21 protein-coding genes are annotated in these 19,274 nt (G+C 41.2%); 18 read left to right on the top strand and 3 right to left on the bottom strand.

Translation table 11 applies throughout. The features are described 5' to 3' along the window. Positions 1 to 2 precede the first annotated feature (2 nt). The 6 genes from RQP50_RS23440 to RQP50_RS23465 all read left to right on the top strand — a co-directional run bounded on the left by RQP50_RS23440 (position 3) and on the right by RQP50_RS23465 (position 5,348). Positions 3 to 995 carry an extracellular solute-binding protein gene (locus RQP50_RS23440; RefSeq protein ID WP_315747068.1) on the top strand — a complete coding sequence of 331 codons (993 nt, stop codon included), beginning with the start codon at positions 3 to 5 and terminating at the stop codon, positions 993 to 995. 27 nt (positions 996 to 1,022) lie between these two features. After that, positions 1,023 to 2,123 carry a 2-aminoethylphosphonate--pyruvate transaminase gene (gene phnW, locus RQP50_RS23445; protein ID WP_315747069.1) on the top strand — a complete coding sequence of 367 codons (1,101 nt, stop codon included), beginning with the start codon at positions 1,023 to 1,025 and terminating at the stop codon, positions 2,121 to 2,123. Then, on the top strand, positions 2,116 to 2,934 hold the full coding sequence (gene phnX, locus RQP50_RS23450) for a phosphonoacetaldehyde hydrolase (protein ID WP_268624929.1): 819 nt from the start codon (positions 2,116 to 2,118) through the stop codon (positions 2,932 to 2,934). Before phnW ends, phnX begins: the two co-directional genes overlap by 8 nt. Positions 2,935 to 3,109: 175 nt before the next feature. Continuing rightward, a complete protein-coding gene (locus RQP50_RS23455; RefSeq protein WP_315746915.1) occupies positions 3,110 to 3,676 on the top strand; it encodes an SF0329 family protein in 567 nt (188 codons plus the stop codon). A gap of 447 nt (positions 3,677 to 4,123) precedes the next feature. Next, complete coding sequence (locus RQP50_RS23460; RefSeq protein WP_021258295.1) at positions 4,124 to 4,300, top strand: hypothetical protein; 177 nt, start codon at positions 4,124 to 4,126, stop codon at positions 4,298 to 4,300. A 373-nt stretch (positions 4,301 to 4,673) separates the two neighbouring features. Then, positions 4,674 to 5,348 carry a DUF6518 family protein gene (locus RQP50_RS23465; RefSeq protein WP_315746916.1) on the top strand — a complete coding sequence of 225 codons (675 nt, stop codon included), beginning with the start codon at positions 4,674 to 4,676 and terminating at the stop codon, positions 5,346 to 5,348. A 153-nt stretch (positions 5,349 to 5,501) separates the two neighbouring features. Here RQP50_RS23465 and RQP50_RS23470 read toward each other — a convergent pair whose 3' ends face one another. Continuing rightward, positions 5,502 to 6,365, bottom strand: coding sequence for an alpha/beta fold hydrolase (locus RQP50_RS23470; protein WP_315746917.1), 864 nt, complete (start codon positions 6,363 to 6,365; stop codon positions 5,502 to 5,504). 409 nt (positions 6,366 to 6,774) lie between these two features. Here RQP50_RS23470 and RQP50_RS23475 point away from each other — a divergent pair, with 409 nt between their 5' ends. Then, positions 6,775 to 7,962: an MFS transporter gene (locus tag RQP50_RS23475; protein ID WP_315746918.1), complete on the top strand. Its 1,188-nt coding sequence runs from the start codon at positions 6,775 to 6,777 to the stop codon at positions 7,960 to 7,962. Positions 7,963 to 8,113: 151 nt separating this feature from the next. Here the strand turns inward: RQP50_RS23475 and RQP50_RS23480 are convergent, their stop codons facing one another. Then, entirely contained in the window at positions 8,114 to 9,028 is a 915-nt protein-coding gene (locus RQP50_RS23480) for a LysR family transcriptional regulator (RefSeq protein WP_315746919.1), read from the bottom strand. A gap of 200 nt (positions 9,029 to 9,228) precedes the next feature. On the opposite strand from RQP50_RS23480, the gene RQP50_RS23485 reads away from it, so the two are divergent. Together RQP50_RS23485 and RQP50_RS23490 are read left to right on the top strand one after the other, a co-directional pair. Beyond that, positions 9,229 to 10,452 (top strand): amidohydrolase, encoded by a 1,224-nt coding sequence (locus RQP50_RS23485; RefSeq protein WP_315746920.1) that lies wholly within the window; start codon positions 9,229 to 9,231, stop codon positions 10,450 to 10,452. Positions 10,453 to 10,488: 36 nt separating this feature from the next. Continuing rightward, positions 10,489 to 11,709 (top strand): amidohydrolase, encoded by a 1,221-nt coding sequence (locus RQP50_RS23490; protein WP_315746921.1) that lies wholly within the window; start codon positions 10,489 to 10,491, stop codon positions 11,707 to 11,709. 64 nt (positions 11,710 to 11,773) lie between these two features. On the opposite strand, the gene RQP50_RS23495 is transcribed toward RQP50_RS23490, so the two are convergent. Then, the gene (locus tag RQP50_RS23495; protein ID WP_315746922.1) at positions 11,774 to 12,061 is read right to left on the bottom strand and encodes a hypothetical protein; all 288 of its coding nucleotides are present in this window, start codon (positions 12,059 to 12,061) and stop codon (positions 11,774 to 11,776) included. A gap of 256 nt (positions 12,062 to 12,317) precedes the next feature. Between RQP50_RS23495 and RQP50_RS23500 the strand changes: the two genes are divergently transcribed. From RQP50_RS23500 to RQP50_RS23540, 9 genes are all read left to right on the top strand, one after another. Further along, positions 12,318 to 13,055, top strand: coding sequence for an intradiol ring-cleavage dioxygenase (locus RQP50_RS23500; protein WP_090513406.1), 738 nt, complete (start codon positions 12,318 to 12,320; stop codon positions 13,053 to 13,055). Between the two features lie 153 nt (positions 13,056 to 13,208). Beyond that, complete coding sequence (locus RQP50_RS23505; protein ID WP_315746923.1) at positions 13,209 to 13,829, top strand: hypothetical protein; 621 nt, start codon at positions 13,209 to 13,211, stop codon at positions 13,827 to 13,829. Between the two features lie 17 nt (positions 13,830 to 13,846). Beyond that, a complete protein-coding gene (locus RQP50_RS23510; RefSeq protein WP_315746924.1) occupies positions 13,847 to 14,701 on the top strand; it encodes a hypothetical protein in 855 nt (284 codons plus the stop codon). Between the two features lie 35 nt (positions 14,702 to 14,736). Continuing rightward, positions 14,737 to 15,285, top strand: coding sequence for a DUF6630 family protein (locus RQP50_RS23515; protein ID WP_315746925.1), 549 nt, complete (start codon positions 14,737 to 14,739; stop codon positions 15,283 to 15,285). Between the two features lie 38 nt (positions 15,286 to 15,323). Continuing rightward, positions 15,324 to 15,782: a hypothetical protein gene (locus RQP50_RS23520; RefSeq protein WP_315746926.1), complete on the top strand. Its 459-nt coding sequence runs from the start codon at positions 15,324 to 15,326 to the stop codon at positions 15,780 to 15,782. Positions 15,783 to 15,928: 146 nt separating this feature from the next. Beyond that, positions 15,929 to 16,759, top strand: coding sequence for a hypothetical protein (locus RQP50_RS23525; RefSeq protein ID WP_315746927.1), 831 nt, complete (start codon positions 15,929 to 15,931; stop codon positions 16,757 to 16,759). A gap of 43 nt (positions 16,760 to 16,802) precedes the next feature. Beyond that, a complete protein-coding gene (locus RQP50_RS23530) occupies positions 16,803 to 17,657 on the top strand; it encodes a hypothetical protein (protein WP_315746928.1) in 855 nt (284 codons plus the stop codon). Between the two features lie 104 nt (positions 17,658 to 17,761). Next, the gene (locus RQP50_RS23535; protein ID WP_315746929.1) at positions 17,762 to 18,496 is read left to right on the top strand and encodes a leucine-rich repeat domain-containing protein; all 735 of its coding nucleotides are present in this window, start codon (positions 17,762 to 17,764) and stop codon (positions 18,494 to 18,496) included. 83 nt (positions 18,497 to 18,579) lie between these two features. Then, entirely contained in the window at positions 18,580 to 19,083 is a 504-nt protein-coding gene (locus RQP50_RS23540) for an SMI1/KNR4 family protein (protein ID WP_315746930.1), read from the top strand. The last annotated feature ends 191 nt before the right edge of the window (positions 19,084 to 19,274 follow it).

Below are 19,274 nucleotides of genomic sequence, written 5' to 3' on the forward strand. Positions count from 1 at the left end.
GAATGTCAAAAAGGTTCAGGATGGTGCTCTTGTCATTACTGGCAATAAGCATGTTGGTGGTATTGGCAGGCTGTGGTGCTGGTAGTGCAAAGGAATCGAAGCAAGTGATTATCTATACCAACGCAGATGAAGAAGCAGTAACAGCGATGGAGTCTTCACTGAAATCCGCAGGCTATGAAGGGCAGTATCAACTCCAATCGATGGGTACGTCAGAACTAGGCGGCAAGCTGATGGCTGAAGGGGATAAGATTGAGGCTGATCTTGTGACGATGAGCTCGTATTTCCTAGACAGTTCACAGAGTCAATATAAGATGTATAAAGACTTAGCCTTTGAGACAGGAGCTATGGATTCGTATCCGTCCTACTACACGCCGATCTTGGCAAATACAGGCTCTATCTTTGTGAATACAGAAGTATTGAAGCAAAAAGGGCTGCAGGCTCCCCAATCGATCAAAGATTTGACGAAGCCTGAATATAAGGATTTGGTGTCGATTCCAAATGTATTAGATTCCTCTACAGCTTGGCTGCTTATACAGGCTATCATCAGTGCTTATGGACCAGAGGAAGGGAAAATTGTACTCCATGATCTCATTGCCAATGCAGGCCAGCATATAGAAAAATCCGGTTCCGGACCGATTAAGAAAGTGGAAGCGGGAGAAGTAGCTGCTGGATTTGGACTTCGTCATCAGGCGGTACGTGCACACGAAAAAGGAGCTCCGATTGATTATATTGATCCCATCGAAGGAAATTATTCGTTGACAGAGTCCATTGCAGTAATCAATAAGAACAACGAAGTGACGGATCTCGCTATGAAAATGGCGGAGACGATTAGTAAGGATGCGAGAAAAGATTTGATTACGAACTATCCTGTTGCCTTGTACAAAGGGGAATCCACAGATGCGGTCAATAAGCCAGCGAAACCGATGAAGTTCGATCAGCCATTAACGGTGGAGTTATTGAAGGAACATCAGCAGTTTTTTAAAGATGCTAAATAATTCATAACTACAGGGAGTAAGATCATGATGAATAACTACAAATTATTGACCCCAGGGCCGTTGACGACGACCCGATCCGTTAAGCATGAAATGTTGCTAGATCGCTGCACGTGGGATGATGACTATAAATCGATTACGCAGAAAATAAGATCCCAGTTATTGACGATTGCAGGAGTAGATTCGGAACAGTATACAGTTGTATTGATGCAGGGCAGCGGAACCTTTGCCGTAGAATCGGTGATGACATCCGTGATTGCTCCAGAACATAAGGTTCTAATCATCTCCAACGGCGCTTATGGGGAACGCATGATACAGATGGCACAAGTGATAGGGCTGTCGTATGTCGAGCATAAGGTAGACAATGATAAGTATCCGGATATGACGGAACTGGGGGTCATGCTTGAAGCTGATCCAGAGATTACTCATATTGCAATGGTCCACTGCGAGACAACGACAGGGATACTGAATCCTATTGATATGGTCTCGAAGCTGGCAAAAGCTTATGGGAAAACGTTCATTGTGGATGCGATGAGCAGCTTTGGCGGTATTGAGATCGATGTTGCTGGCCTTCATATTGATTATGTAATCAGCAGTGCGAACAAATGCATTCAAGGTGTTCCTGGCTTTGGGTTTGTTATTGCTAAGCTTGATCAATTGCAGCAATGTCAAGGGATTGCGCGCGGCTTGGCTCTTGATCTCTATGATCAATGGAAGTGTATGGACAAGGACGGGAAATGGCGTTTTACCTCACCAACCCATGTAGTTGCTGCATTCTCCAAGGCGTTGGATGAACTGCAAGAAGAAGGTGGCGTCGCAGCAAGACAAGCTCGCTATCAGCACAATAACCTGCTGCTCAGGGAGAGACTTGCGGAGGTTGGCATGACAGCTTACATTAAAGCGGACTACCAGTCGCCGATCATTACGACCTTTCTGTATCCAAACGAACAATTTCAATTCGCTGAATTCTATCAATATGTGAAAGCAAGAGGCTATGTTATTTATCCAGGGAAGTTGACGAATTTGGATACGTTCCGTATTGGGAACATTGGGGAAATCTATGAGGAAGACATCGATCAGCTATGCCATATTATTGAGCAATATATGAAGGAGCATTGCAACCATGAATAAAGTAGAAGGAATCATATTGGATTGGGCGGGGACGGCCATCGATTTCGGATGTTTTGCACCTGTGAATGTATTCATCGATATCTTCAAGCAGGCAGGTATAGAGGTGACAATGGATGAGGCTAGAGCACCTATGGGGATGCTGAAAATCGATCATATCCGGGCGATGCTGTCGATGCCCAGAGTTTCGGCATTATGGGAAGATCAGTATGGCAAGCCATTTACAGAACAGGATGTGGAGCAGCTCTATGCGGCATTTGAGCCTGCATTAATGTCCTCACTAGCTGAATACACAGATCCGATTCCAGGTGTAGTGGATACCATCGAAACTTTACGAGCGCAAGGATTGAAGTTTGGCTCTACAACAGGCTATACCCGCACGATGATGGATGTGATCGTACCTATCGCGAAAGAAAAGGGGTACAGTCCCGATCATCTGGTCACACCTAGTGAGACGGATTCTTATGGCAGACCATACCCTTACATGATCCATCGCAATATGGAGGAGCTTAAGCTCTCCGCATGCTGGAAAGTGGTCAAAGTGGGTGATACGGCATCGGATGTGAAAGAGGGAGTCCATGCTGGAGTGTGGTCGGTTGGTGTTGCTGTCGGCAGCTCCGAGATGGGACTCAGCCAAGCGCAATTCGAAAGCCTATCCGAGGCGGAAAAAGCCGAGATGATCTCGAAGACGAAGCACAACTTTATGCAATATGGTGCAGATTTCGCGATTGATACGATGCGTGAGCTTCCGAAATTAATCGAAGCGATCAATCAGTTAATCTCGGATGGAAAGAGACCGGGGTGTTTGAAATAAAGGGATATGGAATGGGTTGAGTACGGGTTGGAATAGAACGAGCTGCCTCTCCGATAAGGGAGGCGGCTTTTTGTTGTCCAGCCTGTTCTAACATTTGCAATATGCACGTACTAAAAATCGAATAAAGATGTGATAATATGGGGGAAGGAATTCTAGTAGAATATAGGGGGATTACATGTCCTGGAGCAAATTGAAGCAACAACTGGAGAGCTTTCTCTGTCCTGCGTTACATGGAAGGGTCGAATACCGTGCAACGAGCTATCGTTATTTACCTGATAAAGCAGGTATTTGTTATATTTCGGTAGATAAAAAGAATGTATTCAATATGAGTGATAAAACGAGCTTAATCAAATGGTATCAAACGGAGCAGGAAATTAAGAATGATTCAGATATCCAAATTCCGATCAGCAATGAAGAAATTGAAGCGGTCAGAAAAGATACCAAGGGCGCTCCTGAGGATCGTCTAATCGTCATTGCTAGAAGTAGAAAAATGTCTGGATATGCAAAAGAGCTTTTGTCGGCACAGTCATCATTAAGTAAATCTAATTTTAACGTTGTGGCGAATCATTTTTTATCCACCTCTATAGAGGAAAGCATAGAGAGCGATGATATCTTATTGAATATTCTAGCTTTGGTGGACAGAAGAGTTGGTAAAAAGCGAATTTTAAATATGAGTGAGAAGATGAAGGTAAAGCATCCCATTGTGCAATATTTTTATGAACTACGGCGTAGTACGTTATGATAATCAACTGCTCATTCACCTTTATTGGAACGGAAACAATTTAATGTGGGATTTCCCTCTCTATTATGAGAGGGTATTTTTGTTTACATAAGGAAGCGGGTGTTGGATACCTACCCTGGGATTCTGGCGGGAGAGAGGTTGCATCAAAAGGAATGTCTCTGTTAGCAATATCGGGCAGTAACACATCTTCTCAGCAACCAGATAAGAAAATACATACGACACGAAAGTGGTGTTACAAAATATGGTGCAATGTGTTTGGAGAATAAAAATATCTCTTCTCACTAAATTTTCAAGTTGTTAAGCCAAGTTGAATTGGATAACGAAGATTGTTTTATTAAGAATCGCGGGTGAAGAATACTGACATGCAATCAAGGTGTGAAGTCAAATCGTTCTGCTGTGTTATAATTTAATTTGGACGTCGATACTGATGATGGGAAGGTGAAGCCCATGGATAAATTTAAAGATTTAGAGAAGCTTATTAAGCTCACCGGAGATCGTGCCAAGCTGGACGCAAAAGCTAATGACACTTACATTGTATACAAAACCGTAGAAGGTCAAATTGTGAAGGAATATAACAATGGGGATATTGTTCCTGTTGTCAATTCGGATGCTTCTCATGCATGAACCAACGCCAATTATGTATATATTTGCTGGTAATAATGGCAGCGGTAAAAGTACGATTCGAAACCTGATCGTTGATAGTTGAAAAGAGATATTTGAATGATTGAGGTCTTACGATATACAGGAGTGAATCATGTTCCTATTCCCAAGACGACACATGCGGAGTGTTCAGTGAGACTTGAAGGAAAAGATACAGTTCAATAAACTGTATCTAATCTAAGGGGAGAGGGGGGGGATTATAATGACTAATCTTTCTACCCTCGAACACTTCAATTTTTGGATAAACCTTAAAGACTTGAAACTTTTCGTTCAGGTCTTTTCTTGCTTCTAAAGCTTTTTGCAGTTCGAATATAATTGGGAGGTGTAATATCAGATCATGGAGATATCCAACAAGTTAACTGGGATTAGAGCTCCAATAAAAGCAAATACGAAAAGAATCGCTTTCTCAATCGTATTTGCTTTTATTTTAGGAGCCGTTTTGGGGTTAGTAGCGAAACTTGTGGATGATCCCGGCGCAAACCCTATACTTGACCACATTGGATCGCGGCTTGGCATGTGGATATTTGTAGCAACGCTTTTATCGGTCTTTAGTGATTCGCCCAAGCAAGCGGCTGTGAAAGTATTTACATTTTTTGTGGCGCTACTTACCGTTTATTATGTATATACAGTGTTCATACTGCATTTTTTCCCGCAAGAAGTCATTATCTTTTGGAGCATATGCGCGGTGATCTCACCTATTTGTGCATATATTATGTGGTACTCGGGTGGGAACGGATTGTTCTCCAATACGGTGTTATCCCTCCCGGCGGCGGTGTTGCTTGCAGAAGGGTATAATTTACGTAATGCGTACTTACCTATACATACACATTATTATTTAATTCCATGGATGCAGGGAATTTATTTACTCATGATAATCATTTTGTTTCTCTCTATCGCAAAAAAAGGCAAACATTTGTTTTTGACACTTTTGATAACGATTGGATTATCTCTTCTTTTCATATATTTTAATGTTCTCGGTAGGATATTTGGTGGAATGAATGGCTTTTTATAGTTTCTTCAACGCTGTGCGCAATATTGATGTCAAGGATAGCTAAATAGAAGGCTGAAAATGCCTATAAACAAAGGGTTTCCGGACATAGAGTTTCTCGGCTGTTAGGCGGGAGGTGCTAATGTTGGGAAACCCTTTTATTGTTTGCATAACCTATCAACTGTCTTGGAGGGTCAAGAATTGTAGTATCCTATCTGTTTGGTTGACAATGAGGTGGCCCGTATCAGGCAGCAGCTCGATCTTAGCTTGTGGTGCAAATTGTTTAAGTCGATTCATACTCTTGCTAGCAGGTATTAATTGATCAGAATCGCCAAAAAGCATGAAAATTGGCATCGTTAATTGTGAAAGGGACTGATTACTAAATAGCGGCATTTTTGCAGTTCGCGGTTTGAAATTTTTGAATATTAGTGATGCGAATGTTAGATCTACTTCTAATTCGGATAACGATGATGAAGAAATATGACCAGCACCCACTAATTTAAGTATTTGCAGCTGACCCCATTTTCCAAGAAGGGAGAAAAAGATTGCTTTCCATAGGAAACTGGCTTTTTCATGTGCAAGCCCTCCGGGACAAAGCAAAACCAACTTGTCAACCTTCTCCGGATAAGTGGTAGCGAAGCTCAATGCCATCCAGCCGCCTAATGACATAGCTATAATGGAACAGGAGCTTAATCCAAATGCATGTATGGTTTCATTCAACCATAGCGCATATGCACCACTCTGGTAACTTGGTCGGCTTGCTGCTGATAATCCTGCTTCTCCAATAATGTCGATTGCATAAACATTGTGAGTTTGTGAAAGAGAAGCTACATCGCCATACCAAGCAAAAGAATTCGCTACGCTTCCATGCAGAAGAATTAGTGGGGGATTGTCCTTTGATCCTGACTCAATGACAAAAGTCGATCCAAAGCTCGTCTCAACTTCGTATTGGTGGTTTTCCACTGGCCAGCTAGCAAGTATTTTTCGGTACTGTCCTAAAACTTCTCGTTTGCCTACTTCTGATTTATATATATTCTCCATGATATATCTCCCTTTCTTCTCTTTCGAATCCTCAAAATCTTGTTTGGTTCATCACCTGTTGAGGACTTCCCACTCAGTAAGCCTAATATTGCTGATTTGATTTACATAACTACACTAAGTTATAAGTAACATAGGTTAAAAATAACCTATACGATTGCGGGTGTCAATAATTAACTTTCATCGACATTCTGATAGTTGGCATATTCCCTCGAATTTCATAATCAAGCAATAATGAACGGTCAAAATCCACAAAGGATGTTATGTATATCAAAAATATTAAGCCCCCATATGTTTTTCATATTTTTATTGAAGATAGCCGCATGCTAACATATACAAATGCAGATAGAGAGGGACTGGTATTCAGTTCCCGACTCGTATTTTTTTATCAATTCGATATAGGTGGTCATTAATGTTAACGAAGTCAGCGTTTCCATTACTGCTGTTAAACATGTTTCTCGCTAATCTAAGTATGGGGCTTGTCATTCCGATCGTGCCGGAGCTTCTTGAGGAGTTTTCGGCAAGCGGACAGGCGGCAGGATATTTGGTCTCTTGCTTCGGCTTGACCCAGTTTCTATTCTCACCCATTGCAGGCAATTTGTCAGATCGATACGGCCGTAAACCAATGATTATCATTGGTTTGGTGTTGTTCGCACTCTCCAACCTGCTTGCAGCATTTGCAAGCGATCTAACTTTATTATTCGCATCGCGATTGATTGGTGGAATAGGCTCAGCAGCCTTAATCCCATCCATTATTGCGTATATTGCTGACATTACAGCAGATGATCAGCGCAGCAAGTCGATGTCATGGTTGGGTGCGTCGATGACATCTGGGTTTATTATCGGACCGGGTGTCGGTGGATTGCTTGCGGAATGGGGCATCAAGATGCCATTCTATGTATCCGCATGTGTAGGAGTGGTGGCAATGGTTTGCAGCTTCTGGGGATTGCCTGAATCGGTGTCGGCGAACATTCGCCAGATGCATGGTCAAATGAAGGAAAAGAGGGACAATGTGTTCCGGCAAATCGTGCTTTCGGTTCGGTCTCGCTATTTCGTCATGCTGCTCATTGTTTTCACGATGACCTTCGGTCTGACGCATTTTGAAGCAATTTTTCCGCTCTTTGTCGTACAGGTGTACGGATTCACGACGCGTCAAATCGCTATTCTACTAACGGTATGTTCGCTCATCGGCACGTTGAACCAATTGTTGTTGACCGACCGGATTACACGACGATTCGGGGAAAAACAGATTATTGTTGCCATGTTGCTGTTATCGGCGGTCTCCCTTGTATTCCTATTATTCTCTGGCCATTTCTTCTATGTCATGGCATTCACGATGTTATTCTTTACGTTTAATAACATTTTGCGCCCCACGATCAATACGCTACTGTCCAGAGTGGCCGGGAATGAACAAGGGTTTGTGGCCGGGATGAATAATGCCTACACGAGTCTCGGTACGATATTTGGGCCGATGTTGGCGGGTATTTTGTTTGAAGTCCACTTCGACTTGCCTTATCTGTTTGGCGGATTCGTACTGCTCTTGAGCAGTATTTTCACAGGAATTCGATTGAAAAATCTACATTCTCCTCAACACGGCTGATATCTCTCGATAAGATTTGCTTCAAAAAAGCGAAATCATTCGTTTGAAGATGACCCAAAAGATCCCGGATCGTCATGATCCGAGGGTCTTTTTTTTTTTCCTCATGCCATAAAAATGAACTTCACAATAGGACTTGAATCAATCCATTCAATCAATCCGTTTCTTTATGCGCATGATGCTGAAGATACCTTCCTTCTTTTTTGAACAAATCGATAAAATTCCGGGCCGTGTTGGATAAACGGTGATTCTTTAGCCATATTAGCCCCAGCGGAGAGGACATCCCCACTGTAGAAGAAATTTTGTACGCATGAATCGAAAATCCTTTATGCCGATGAAGCAATGTTTCTGGAACGATCGACGAACAAAAGTCAGTGGAAACCAACTCCATCAACAGGGCTATATCGGAACATTCACCGACAACAGGGGGATGCATATCAAGCCTTGAGTATGCCTCCAAGATTAAATAGTGTACACCTAATCCCTGCGTGCTTGGCAATAAGAGCCGCTCGTTAGCCATGTCTGCAAGCGTTACTTCATGTTCAAACCGTTTCTGTTTCTGGGATGTAATCAAATAAAACGGTTCGGTATACAGGTGAAGAACTGAGAAATCGTCCAATTCAAGCGGTAATCGTATGAATGCTAATTCGACAGCCCGATCCCGGACTAACTGACACAGATGAGCGGACTCATTTTGTTGGATTTTGTACGTTACCTTTGGATAGTGCTTTTGAAATTGATGGAGGATTTCAGGCAAATCAGGAACCGAAAACGTATTTACACCTATCGTCAATTGGCCGTTTACCCCATTTTCAACCTCACTCACTTCCATCTTAGCTTCTTGCATTAATTGATCCATTTGCAAGGCATAGGAATATAAGGTCTTGCCTGCATCCGTTACTTCCATGTGTTTCCCGTTTCTCTCCAACAATACTGCGCCGAGTTCCTCTTCCATTGCTCTCAATTGTTGGCTTAATGGCGGTTGAGAAATATGAAGTCTTCTCGCTGCGGCTGAAATGCTTCTTTCCTCCACAATCGCAATAAAATAGCGTAGTTGTCTGATATCCATCGCTGCATAGACTCCTTCCTCATATATGTAAAACATATATATAACTTATTTATTATATATTTTTCGTTTGATCGCCTTCATGTTAGCATATTTCTAAAGAACGTTAAAGGAGACCGAGCGACGTCTCGTCTCTTGCTGCTTGTAATGGTTGTCTTACTGGCTGGTTTGGGAAAACAGTTGCAGTGAAGGAGGAGACGGAAGTGGCGGACAATGCTTACTGGTTAACGAATGTGCGGTTGGAAACTGGCTATCAATATGAGAATGGCACCGTAACAGGAACAGAAACCATGCTTTTTCATGTACAGATTGTAGATGGGAAAATCAGCGAGATCGTTCCCGCAGATCAAACTTTAGAAACAAATATGCCTATACGGGATGCAAATGGATATCTGATGCTTCCCTCTTTCCGCGATATGCATATTCATCTTGATAAGACATATTACAGCGGCCCATGGAAAGCGCCAACGATTCCACGTAAAGGACTTTTGACAAGGCTGGAGGAAGAAGAGGAATTACTCCCGCGCTTGTTGCCTGTTGCCAAGGAAAGGGCGGAGAACTTGCTGGGATTGCTGACCCATGCCGGTTCGATCCGTATTCGTACCCATTGTAATGTCGATCCATTCATAGGGCTGCGGAATTTGGAAGCCACGCTTCAGGCCGTAGAAACTTACAAAGGAAAAGCTTCGGTTGAAATTGTGGCGTTTCCTCAGCATGGATTATTGCGCAGTGAATCTGTTTCTCTTGTAAGAGAAGCATTGAGAAGCGGTGCTGCTCTCGTTGGCGGAGTTGACCCTGCAACCATTGACGGCAATATCGAGAAGTCGCTGCACACGGTCATGGAGCTTGCGGTGGAAGCGGATGCGGGTATTGATCTTCATATCCATGATCCAGGCCATCTTGGCATTTTTACCTTTCAACGATTGGCCGCGTTAACAGAGGAAGCCGGGTGGCAAGGAAGAGTCAACATCAGCCATGCTCTGGCGTTGGCCGATATTTCTCTGGAAGAGGCAAGTCAAGTGGCAGACCTGTTAGCTGAGCAGCGGATTACGATTACATCTTCAGTTCCGATTGGAAAAACAATTCCGATTCCACTTTTAAGCGAAAAGGGTGTGCAAATCTCCCTCGGTGATGACAGCATCACGGATCACTGGTCTCCTTTTGGCAAAGGAGATAGTCTTGAAAAAGCAGGTACATTAGCGGAACGATTCGGCCTGAAGGACGAACGTTCCCTTGGACAAACACTGGGGTATATTACAGGCGGCGTAACACCTTTACATACAGACGGACAACGCATCTGGCCTAATATCGGAGACGCTGCCGACCTCGTCCTCGTTGATGCAAGTTGTTCAGCCGAAGCGGTTGCACGAAGAGCAAGAAGGGTCGCGGTTATCTTTCAGGGGAATCTGGCGGCCGGAGAACTCTAGAACTTTTATCATAGAACGTAGAAAGGATGAGCTTCTTTGAATACTGCCTATTGGTTAACCAATGTCCTATTGGAAACGGGATTTCAGGAAGATAACGGTGAGATTACGGGTACTGAAACCGAATGCTACCATCTCTTAATCCAGGAGGGGAAAGTGGCGAAGATCGTCCCAGCGGTTGAGCCCGTTCAGGATGAGCTCCCTAAGAAAGATGCGAAACGGCGTCTGGTGCTGCCTTCATTCATCGAAAAACATTGTCATCTGGATAAAACATTGCTTGGTGATCGATGGCGTGCGGTTACACCTGCAAGCAATATTTTTGAACGGTTTGAAATCGAGAAGCAAGTACTTCCTTCTTTGAAAACAACAACGCAAGAACGCGCGGAACAGCTGCTAGATATTTATGTGAAGTCTGGTGTAACGCATGTGCGCACGCATGTCGATGTTTATCCTGAGGTTGGATTGGGGAATTTGGAACAAGTTAAGCGAGCATTGCACACATTTGACGGGAAGCTGACCTACGAAATCGTTGCTTTTCCACAGCACGGTTTATTGCGTTCCAAGTCGAAACAGTTGGTTCGGGAAGCCCTTCGCCAAGGAGCAAGCTTCGTAGGCGGTGTCGATCCAGCCACGGTGGATGGGGATCTCGAAGCTTCCTTGCAGGAAATGGTGGAGCTAGCCGTAGAAGGAAATGCGGGCATTGACCTGCACTTGCATGACGCCGATCATCTTGGTGTATTTACGATAAAGCGATTGGCCCAGCTAACGAAAGAAGCAGGATTGCAAGGCAAGGTTGCCGTCAGCCATGCCTTTGGGTTGGGGGATATTTCTCAAGCTCAAGCGGAAGTCATGGGAGAGCTTCTGGCGGATGCAGGGGTCTCCATTATTACAAGCGTACCGATAAACCGCAAGTTTCCGCCAGTCGGTCTATTACACCGGAAAGGTGTTACGGTTGCCGTCGGATGCGACAATATTTTTGACGTGTGGTCGCCTTTTGGAGATGGGGATATTTTGAAACGCGCCGGTCGTCTGGCGGAAATGTACGGATGGTCTGATGAGCGGGCATTAACCCGGACGCTGCAATTTATTACTGATGGCAAGACACCATTAAATGATAATGGCGAAAGAGTTTGGCCCCAAGTCGGAGACGATGCAAATATGGTGCTAGTCGAAGCTTCATGTTCGGCTGAAGCTATCGCAAGAAGTTCGAAACGTGTGGCCACGATGTTCAGAGGCAATATCGTATCAGGTTCAGTGTAATGTGAATTGCCGCTAATCCCTTATAAAAGTTCAGGCGCCGGGCTTCCCAGACCGACGCTTGAGCTTATTTTCTTCTATAGAACTTTTCCCAATCCTTTATCACTTCTGCCTGAGTCAATTGTCGTTCCCTCAGACATCGGGATGTTTCCCATTCATGTATCGCCTGCTGCTTGGTTTTGTAAAAGCGTAAGTCGCAAATATTCCAGGAACAGAATAGTTTTCTGTACCATTTTCCGTTTTGAACATCACCTGTAAAACGGCGTACAGCTTTGCTTGCCTGCCGTTTGCTCCAGCGGGTACCAGGTGTTTGGTGGTCTGTCCATACGGTTGATTTTTTCATACTATTGCTCATTTAGCTCTATTTTCCCTCCTTGTGGGAAGCTAGAGGCCGTCTAATTTCTTCATAATTTCTCCTCTTCCAAGTTCGTATTGTTCTGTATATATAAACGCTATTGATAATCATATGTTTCTAAAGGTTTGAAATTAGATAAAGACTTTTTGTTGCTATTCGAAGCTTTATGTTGTGGTTTCCTAAATAAATTGCACTTATTACGGAATATAGGCATATGCTCAGGATATAATCAGAAACCCAAAGGAGAACCGCATGTATGTTCCGTGATATGAACAATCCGTGTAATCAATGGGTCAAGAAAAATATCCTGAAACAGCAATATAATGAATTTTGTATTGTAAGTTATAGTTTCGAAGATACAGATAGATGTCTACTTACGAGTTCCACGAGTGAAGGCCCCTTCTATCTGAAGAACTCCATGATTCGGAAAGATGTTCGAGAAGACCAATATGGGGTTGACCTCTTACTTCGATTAAGAGTGGTTGATGTTAAGGGATGCAGACCCATCTGTGGATTGGCGGTTGATATTTGGAATAGTAACGCCTGTGGTGTTTATTCAGGATTTTCAGGGTACGAAAATAGTAGCTTCGCTCCAGGACAAACTGCCACACCGACAGACCATAAAACATTTCTACGTGGGCGCCAGTTTACAGACGTGAATGGCATGGTTGAGTTTCTGACCATAATTCCTGCTTGGTATCATCTTAGAACGCCTCATATTCACATCAAAATAATTGATGGTTTAAAAGAAATCCTCACAACACAATTATTTTTCCCTCAAGAGCTTACCTATGAAATTGAATCCTTGCCACCATACAATTCAAGACAACTCAGTCCCTACATCAACGAAAATGATTTCGTTCTTACGCTATCTCATGGAGTTCAAGGAGGGTGGCCTAAGTTTACGAAATGGGGAGAGAGATATTATATGGGGACGTTAACCATCGGAGTCGACTACGGTAACACGTTGATGCCATCGCCAAAATCCAATTAAGAACGAAAGCCTGCCTTTTGGCGGGCTTTTGACGTTTTTAAACACAGCTCACCCCTATTCTTTTGGTAGGATTTAACTCGATAAATGTCGAAGTATGGTGAGGAGATGGACAGGACGGTATCACCCGAAATGTAAATAGAGAAGGAGATCACAATGGGAGATTTCAAAATGCTTAAAGAACGAAAAGAGTGTATGCTTTTTCAAACGAGCGAAAAGGATAGTCGTAATGGATGGATCGGAGGGAATGCACCGGCTTATTTTGATGAACTAGAAGACATGGTAAATAAGGATATGGAGAGGTATTTTTATTTGTCTATCGTTAACCCTTTTGATGATAATGAGATGCTCTCCATTTTTGCTCCTAAAGATTTTGAAGATCGTATTTCGAAAAATAGATATCCCAATTGTTCATTATTCACAATGAAACATCCTAAAACAGAAGAAAGTAAACTTGATACTTTTGCCGATCCTGATTTAGTAAAGCACTATATTTCGGAAGCCAGTATTGTAAGTGATAAAGTGTCATCTGATGAACGTTTTCTTATTAAATTCGGGGGAACTCCAAGGCATATTCAGGGAGAAAAGTATTACTATACGGAGTTGCATGATGACGGTTTTGATTTTCTATTCCAGGTCGATGAGGATGGGTATCCAGATACACTCATAAAGCCTAGAAAAAGTTATCCCTTCGCGTTCGGTGCTATCTATTTATATGCACAAATGTTAGAAGGTTCGATTGAGAACCCCATAAAAAGCTATTGGCAATATTCTTAATGTGAAGGGGTGGAAGAATGCGCGCGAATAAATATTGGAAGTATTTTGAACGAACGATAAAAGAGTACAAAAAACGAGTAATCTCAGATGAAGAAGTGAAAGAAATACGTGATGCTCGACTGAATGAAATGAAGGACTTAATTGACAAAAACGAACGAAATCGTTTAGCCGATCGCTTAAAAATGGGAATAGGTGTTCACCTTGAAATGAATGCAAAACATAGAATACTAAACGGGGAACCATCAGCATGGATTTTATTAGAGCAGCAACTTTTTTGGTTGATACAAATGATCAAAAGCAATCCAAGTAGAGGAAGTGTATCTGACAGACAAATAGGTGGGCTTATCGGGCTTTCCTTATTGTGGGGTTATGAAGATATTGCAGAGCTAACTTACAAATATGCAACGAATATGTTCACGAAAAATCGAGATTTTTATGCGGAGAATAAGACGCATCATGTTTTTATGACATGCCTATATCACAAATGGAAAACGGGAGAAATGCCTGAATTGTTTGATATTTTACCAGAAGATCATGTCTACCAAAAATTAATGCGCAGTTGGAACGATACAAATCATTTTGGAGAGCATCTATATGAACTATGTGATTTTCACATTTATAGTCTAAGCGACACGCCACATAAATTAAGTGAAATATTATCGTTTGACTGTATTCCTTACGATTATTATTGTATTCAATTCATTAGAGAAAAAGAGGGGCTAGCTACCCCTAATATAGAGCATCCGTTGCTTCAAACGCCTCTGGCTGCAATTCCAAAGGATAAACCAGGGTACAAACTTGATGAGGATGAGATATTGCAATTCGTTATTCAAAATGAAAAAGTCCCTGATTCGCAGCGCATGATACGTTAAACCTTCAACTGTTAGGTAGAAAAGGAGTGAGTGATATGAATGCAATGTTGTTGCTTGTGCAAAGGCTTTCATGTGATGTGGAAGAAGAAATTTATTCAGAGGTTTCATTAGCTTTAGAAAATCCAGAGGCCTATTTCGAGAAGTTCAAAGATCGTCTGGATGAAAGAGGGATCGATAGCCCGATTAATCAATTGGCATGGATTTCGTTGGTCGACGCACTTCTTGAACATGATTTGGCATTTGAAATCGATTGGAAAGAATCAGGTCTATACCTATGCGATGTTGTTGATGAATTGCTGGATAGAAAGAAAATGGCGTGCATAAGCTGGGAAGACTTTGAGGATGGAGAATTTGATGAGCTGCCGACATCTCAGTATTTAAATGAAATTTCCAAAAGGCTAAGTGAAAAGGGAATCTCGTTGGCATGTTTGGATATGGAAAGTGACTGTTACGTTCTGATCACGGTTCCATCAACTGACATTAATGAAATTAAGGAGTTGGCACAAGAAGCCGGTTATCGAATTCAAGATTCTTTTGAAGTAGAGGATGAAGACGGAACTACGATGAATGGCTTTTGTTCCTGAAAAAGAAAGGAATCATTTCTGAGTAGGAGGAGCGCTGCATGGATTTTTCAATCGTTTCAGATACTGCAGGTGCGAGAGTTGGCGATTTAGCAAGTGAATTAAGTAGTGCATTGGAATCTAACATAAACTCAAAATATGGTCATGTTGATGTCTCGATCGGGATAGCTTTTAGATGTTTACCTGAATCCTATGGAAGAAGGTCATTTATTCGATACACGAAAAAAGATAACTATCTGACAATCGATCTTGCAGTCAAGGTAGAAGAATATGAAAAAATGTATAAAGTAGAGCAACGGTATCATTTGGGGAATCTATTTTTAGAGTTCCTAAACACTGCGCTAAAGAAACACAACTTTGAAGGACTCGATAAAGAGATGTTCATAGATGACATTAAAATGTGGGCAAGAGAAATCCCTTTGAAAATGGATAATGGTTCGACAAAATTCTGCAATTGGTTTATGGAAGAGATTGATTGGTCTGTAGATCTTGATAAATAAAGATAGTTCAAAGTTCCGGAAGATCCAGACGTTGTGAGAGTATCTGCGGATGATTTTAAAAACAACTTGTTGTATGAATGTTCTCAATATGAATAAATACGATCTTTGATTATATTCAAGCATAGGACGTGAGAGGGGGATTATTGTTGGAAAGCAATCTTCTTCATAAAAAAATTCAGAATAAAGTTAAAAGATGGAGCAAAGGGTTCGCAGAAAAGGAACGGCCTTATATGTATGAAGAAAGTTATACGATTATAGAAAAATTTTTGAAAAGCCCTAAAGAAAAGAACGATTTTATTTCCTTAGGCATTGCATGTAATACCCTCTCCACATGGTATTGTGCTGACTTTCTAGAACGCTATCTGAACAACAAGGGTGATTTTTCATATTCACTTAAACAAAGTATGTTATGGGGAACAATCGATCCTCTATTATATGCAGCAGGAAAACAAGGGGATATTAAACCAGTTTGGTTTGTAGATGTATGTTTGTCTGCTTGTAATCTATTAATATTACAAGAAGTAAATAAAGCACGTAAATTGTTGGAATACACTTCGCCCGAGAATATCGATTTTAATGTAGAGAAACCCGAATCAGTTTGCCAGTTTGTGAACAAAATGTTTTCAATATTTTATAAGGATGAAGAAATTTCCTTTAAATTCCCCAAACCGCTTAATGACATATATTCTAATTTGTTAAACGATTTGACGGATGAAACAAAGAAAGACATCAATGCTTCTGTGAATCAAGCTTGTGAATTTCATTTAAGTCGAACAAAAATGTACCAGGAATTTGATACGGAAGTCAAAATGCTTTTACCATCAGAAATAGTAGCGCCTCTTTTGCTAAGAAAAAGAATGGGAATGGATGTAGAAGATATTGAACACCCACTTATTAAAGATTTGTTTCCGGTAATTGAGGGGTTAATTGAGGTTGATACAGATCCTGTATTTCTAAAGGTTGTCGAATATATATAAAGCAATTTCCTTCAGCGTACAACATCAGAAAGGAAGTGAAAGAATGCGCACTAATAAATATTGGAAGTATTTTGATCGTGCGATGAAAGAGTACAAAAAACGAGAAATCTCAGATGAAGAAGTGAAAGAATTACGAGATGCTCGACTGAATGAAATGAAGGACTTAATTGACAAAAACGAACGAAATCGTTTAGCCGATCGCTTAAAAATAGGAATAGGCGTTCACCTTGAAATGAATGCAAAACATAGAATACTAAATGGGGAACCATCAGCATGGATTTTATTAGAGCAGCAACTTTTTTGGCTGATTCAAATGATCAAAAGCAATCCTAGTAGAGGAAGTGTATCGGACAGTCAAATAGGAGGGCTTATCGGGCTATCCTTATTGTGGGGTTATGAAGATATTGCAGAGCTAACTTACAAATATGCAACGAATATGTTCACGAAAGATCGAGATTTTTATGCTGAGAATAATACGCATCATGTTTTTATGACATGCCTATATCACAAATGGAAAACGGGGGACATGCCTGAATTGTTTGATATTTTACTAGAAGATCATGTCTACCAAAAGTTAATGAATAGTTGGAACGATACAAATGATTTTGGAGAGCATCTATATGAACTATGTGATTTTCACATCTATAGTCTAAGCGACACACCAGATAAATCAAGTGAAATATTATCGTTTGACTGTATTCCTTACGATTATTATTGCATTCGATTCATAAGAGAAAAAGAGGGGCTGGCTACCCCTAATATAGAACATCCGCTGCTTCAAACGCCTCTGGCCGAAATCCCAAAGGATAAACCAGGGTATAACATTGATGATGATGAGATATTGCAATTCGTCATTCAAAATGAAAAAGTGCCTGATTCGCAACGAATGATACGTTAAAGGCATTTCATTGTGAAATTCAAAGAATCAAATTTCTTCAGAAGTTTAATCTAAGACTGTGTTCATGCAGCACGGTCGTCTTTGAGAAGGATGTGAGAGATAAGATGAACTGGGAGCGATATTTGCTGGACGAGAAATCTCCTGTTTCCTATTACGCTCATTTGGGCGTTATGGAGGGGACTAGGAGAGTAGAGAACTTCGATCTTGCTACATTGGAAGAAGATACTCGGATTGTTGATTTATTTACGCCTCTGAAAAAATCCAAGAAGCAATATGTGAATTATGAGTCGCTGGTCGGTAATCAAATGGTAGAAGGGATTTACCTTACTGATCTAGATGAAGAACGATTACGAATATTTTCTTCATTGCCGAATCTAAAGTACTTGCAGATTTCCTCTGGAAAAATGGGGGATATACCTAATTTGTCATGTTTACATAGCTTAGAAGTGTTGGTCCTGGCGAATCTGCCCCAAGTAAAAGATTTGAACTTTCTGATAGGGTTACAGAACCTGAAGACCTTATATATCTATGGCATGAATCACTTGTACGATTTAACGGCTCTTGCCACTTTATCGAATATAAAGGAATTAAGTCTTAATCATGGACGAATGAGTGGGACGGGAAATCCAGTAAAAAGCTTTGAGCCTGTTGGAGAATTAGTGGAATTGAAGTATTTATCATTGATGCTGGCATTAGAGAATAAGAGCCGAGATATTATGCCTATTTTAAAATTGAAAAATATAAGGAAACTTCATCTATTGCCGCGACACACAAAGGGAATGAAGGAAACAATTACAGCCAGTTTTCCAAATTTGCTGAACAAACAAGACTTCGAATAGGAAAAGAACAGAAGTGAAGAACTGATGTACATGGAGCGATACATATACAACATGCAAGTAAATTTGAGATTAAAGGAGTAATTATGAAGATAATAGAGATTATTCAGAAAATTGAACAGGATAGTAATTGCAGACTTGTGAAGCGGACAACAGATTTCACAAATGAATTCGCTCTTCCAGAAGATTTGAATTATTTCTTTAGCCATTATGATTCCTTGCAAATGTTCTCAGATAAGCCTTATGGAATAAAAATAGTTTCTTCAAATGAGTTTATTCCAACTAGCAAGAGGCTCTATCCAGAGGACGATGTTATTTGGGAGGAACTCGAAGGAGATATTAGTAATGAGTGGTATCTACTTGCTGAATCTGAACAAATAAACCAGTACATTAGCATTGACTTAAGCGATTCTCATTTAGGCTATTGCTATGATAGTTTTTTGGAAACCCATGCAACACCAGGGGATAGTCAGATTATTGCTAAAAGCTTTACGGAGCTGTTAGAGCATTTATACGCTAGTAAAGGTGAAAATTGGTTTTGGTTGGCTGACAATTTCGAGTCGTATGGGGATGCTTATGATGGCAGGTAACTGTAAAAAACATCAACAATAAAGTCTGCACAAAAACGAGCCTTTAGCATCGCTTCTAAGGCTCGTTTTGCGTTTCGGCTTCCATTTTACACGGGAGGAATGGATGCCTTTCATATAAAGCAAAGATAAAATGGAGGAATAATTTAATATTGTTTATAAAATAAGAGGAAATATCCTTCCTCGAATGTGAG

It is taken from the genome of Paenibacillus suaedae (genome assembly GCF_032337355.1).
Taxonomy (GTDB): Bacteria; Bacillota; Bacilli; order Paenibacillales; family Paenibacillaceae; genus Paenibacillus_B; species Paenibacillus_B suaedae.

Excerpts from the sequence above, each read along its gene's own strand:
- RQP50_RS23440 (WP_315747068.1), top strand. The coding sequence starts at position 3 with ATGTCAAAAAGGTTCAGGATGGTGCTCTTGTCATTACTGGCAATAAGC.
- phnW (WP_315747069.1), top strand. The coding sequence starts at position 1,023 with ATGAATAACTACAAATTATTGACCCCAGGGCCGTTGACGACGACCCGA.
- phnX (WP_268624929.1), top strand. The coding sequence starts at position 2,116 with ATGAATAAAGTAGAAGGAATCATATTGGATTGGGCGGGGACGGCCATC.
- RQP50_RS23455 (WP_315746915.1), top strand. The coding sequence starts at position 3,110 with ATGTCCTGGAGCAAATTGAAGCAACAACTGGAGAGCTTTCTCTGTCCT.
- RQP50_RS23460 (WP_021258295.1), top strand. The coding sequence starts at position 4,124 with ATGGATAAATTTAAAGATTTAGAGAAGCTTATTAAGCTCACCGGAGAT.
- RQP50_RS23465 (WP_315746916.1), top strand. The coding sequence starts at position 4,674 with ATGGAGATATCCAACAAGTTAACTGGGATTAGAGCTCCAATAAAAGCA.
- RQP50_RS23470 (WP_315746917.1), bottom strand. The coding sequence starts at position 6,365 with ATGGAGAATATATATAAATCAGAAGTAGGCAAACGAGAAGTTTTAGGA.
- RQP50_RS23475 (WP_315746918.1), top strand. The coding sequence starts at position 6,775 with ATGTTAACGAAGTCAGCGTTTCCATTACTGCTGTTAAACATGTTTCTC.
- RQP50_RS23480 (WP_315746919.1), bottom strand. The coding sequence starts at position 9,028 with ATGGATATCAGACAACTACGCTATTTTATTGCGATTGTGGAGGAAAGA.
- RQP50_RS23495 (WP_315746922.1), bottom strand. The coding sequence starts at position 12,061 with ATGAGCAATAGTATGAAAAAATCAACCGTATGGACAGACCACCAAACA.
- RQP50_RS23500 (WP_090513406.1), top strand. The coding sequence starts at position 12,318 with ATGTTCCGTGATATGAACAATCCGTGTAATCAATGGGTCAAGAAAAAT.
- RQP50_RS23505 (WP_315746923.1), top strand. The coding sequence starts at position 13,209 with ATGGGAGATTTCAAAATGCTTAAAGAACGAAAAGAGTGTATGCTTTTT.
- RQP50_RS23510 (WP_315746924.1), top strand. The coding sequence starts at position 13,847 with ATGCGCGCGAATAAATATTGGAAGTATTTTGAACGAACGATAAAAGAG.
- RQP50_RS23515 (WP_315746925.1), top strand. The coding sequence starts at position 14,737 with ATGAATGCAATGTTGTTGCTTGTGCAAAGGCTTTCATGTGATGTGGAA.
- RQP50_RS23520 (WP_315746926.1), top strand. The coding sequence starts at position 15,324 with ATGGATTTTTCAATCGTTTCAGATACTGCAGGTGCGAGAGTTGGCGAT.
- RQP50_RS23530 (WP_315746928.1), top strand. The coding sequence starts at position 16,803 with ATGCGCACTAATAAATATTGGAAGTATTTTGATCGTGCGATGAAAGAG.
- RQP50_RS23535 (WP_315746929.1), top strand. The coding sequence starts at position 17,762 with ATGAACTGGGAGCGATATTTGCTGGACGAGAAATCTCCTGTTTCCTAT.
- RQP50_RS23540 (WP_315746930.1), top strand. The coding sequence starts at position 18,580 with ATGAAGATAATAGAGATTATTCAGAAAATTGAACAGGATAGTAATTGC.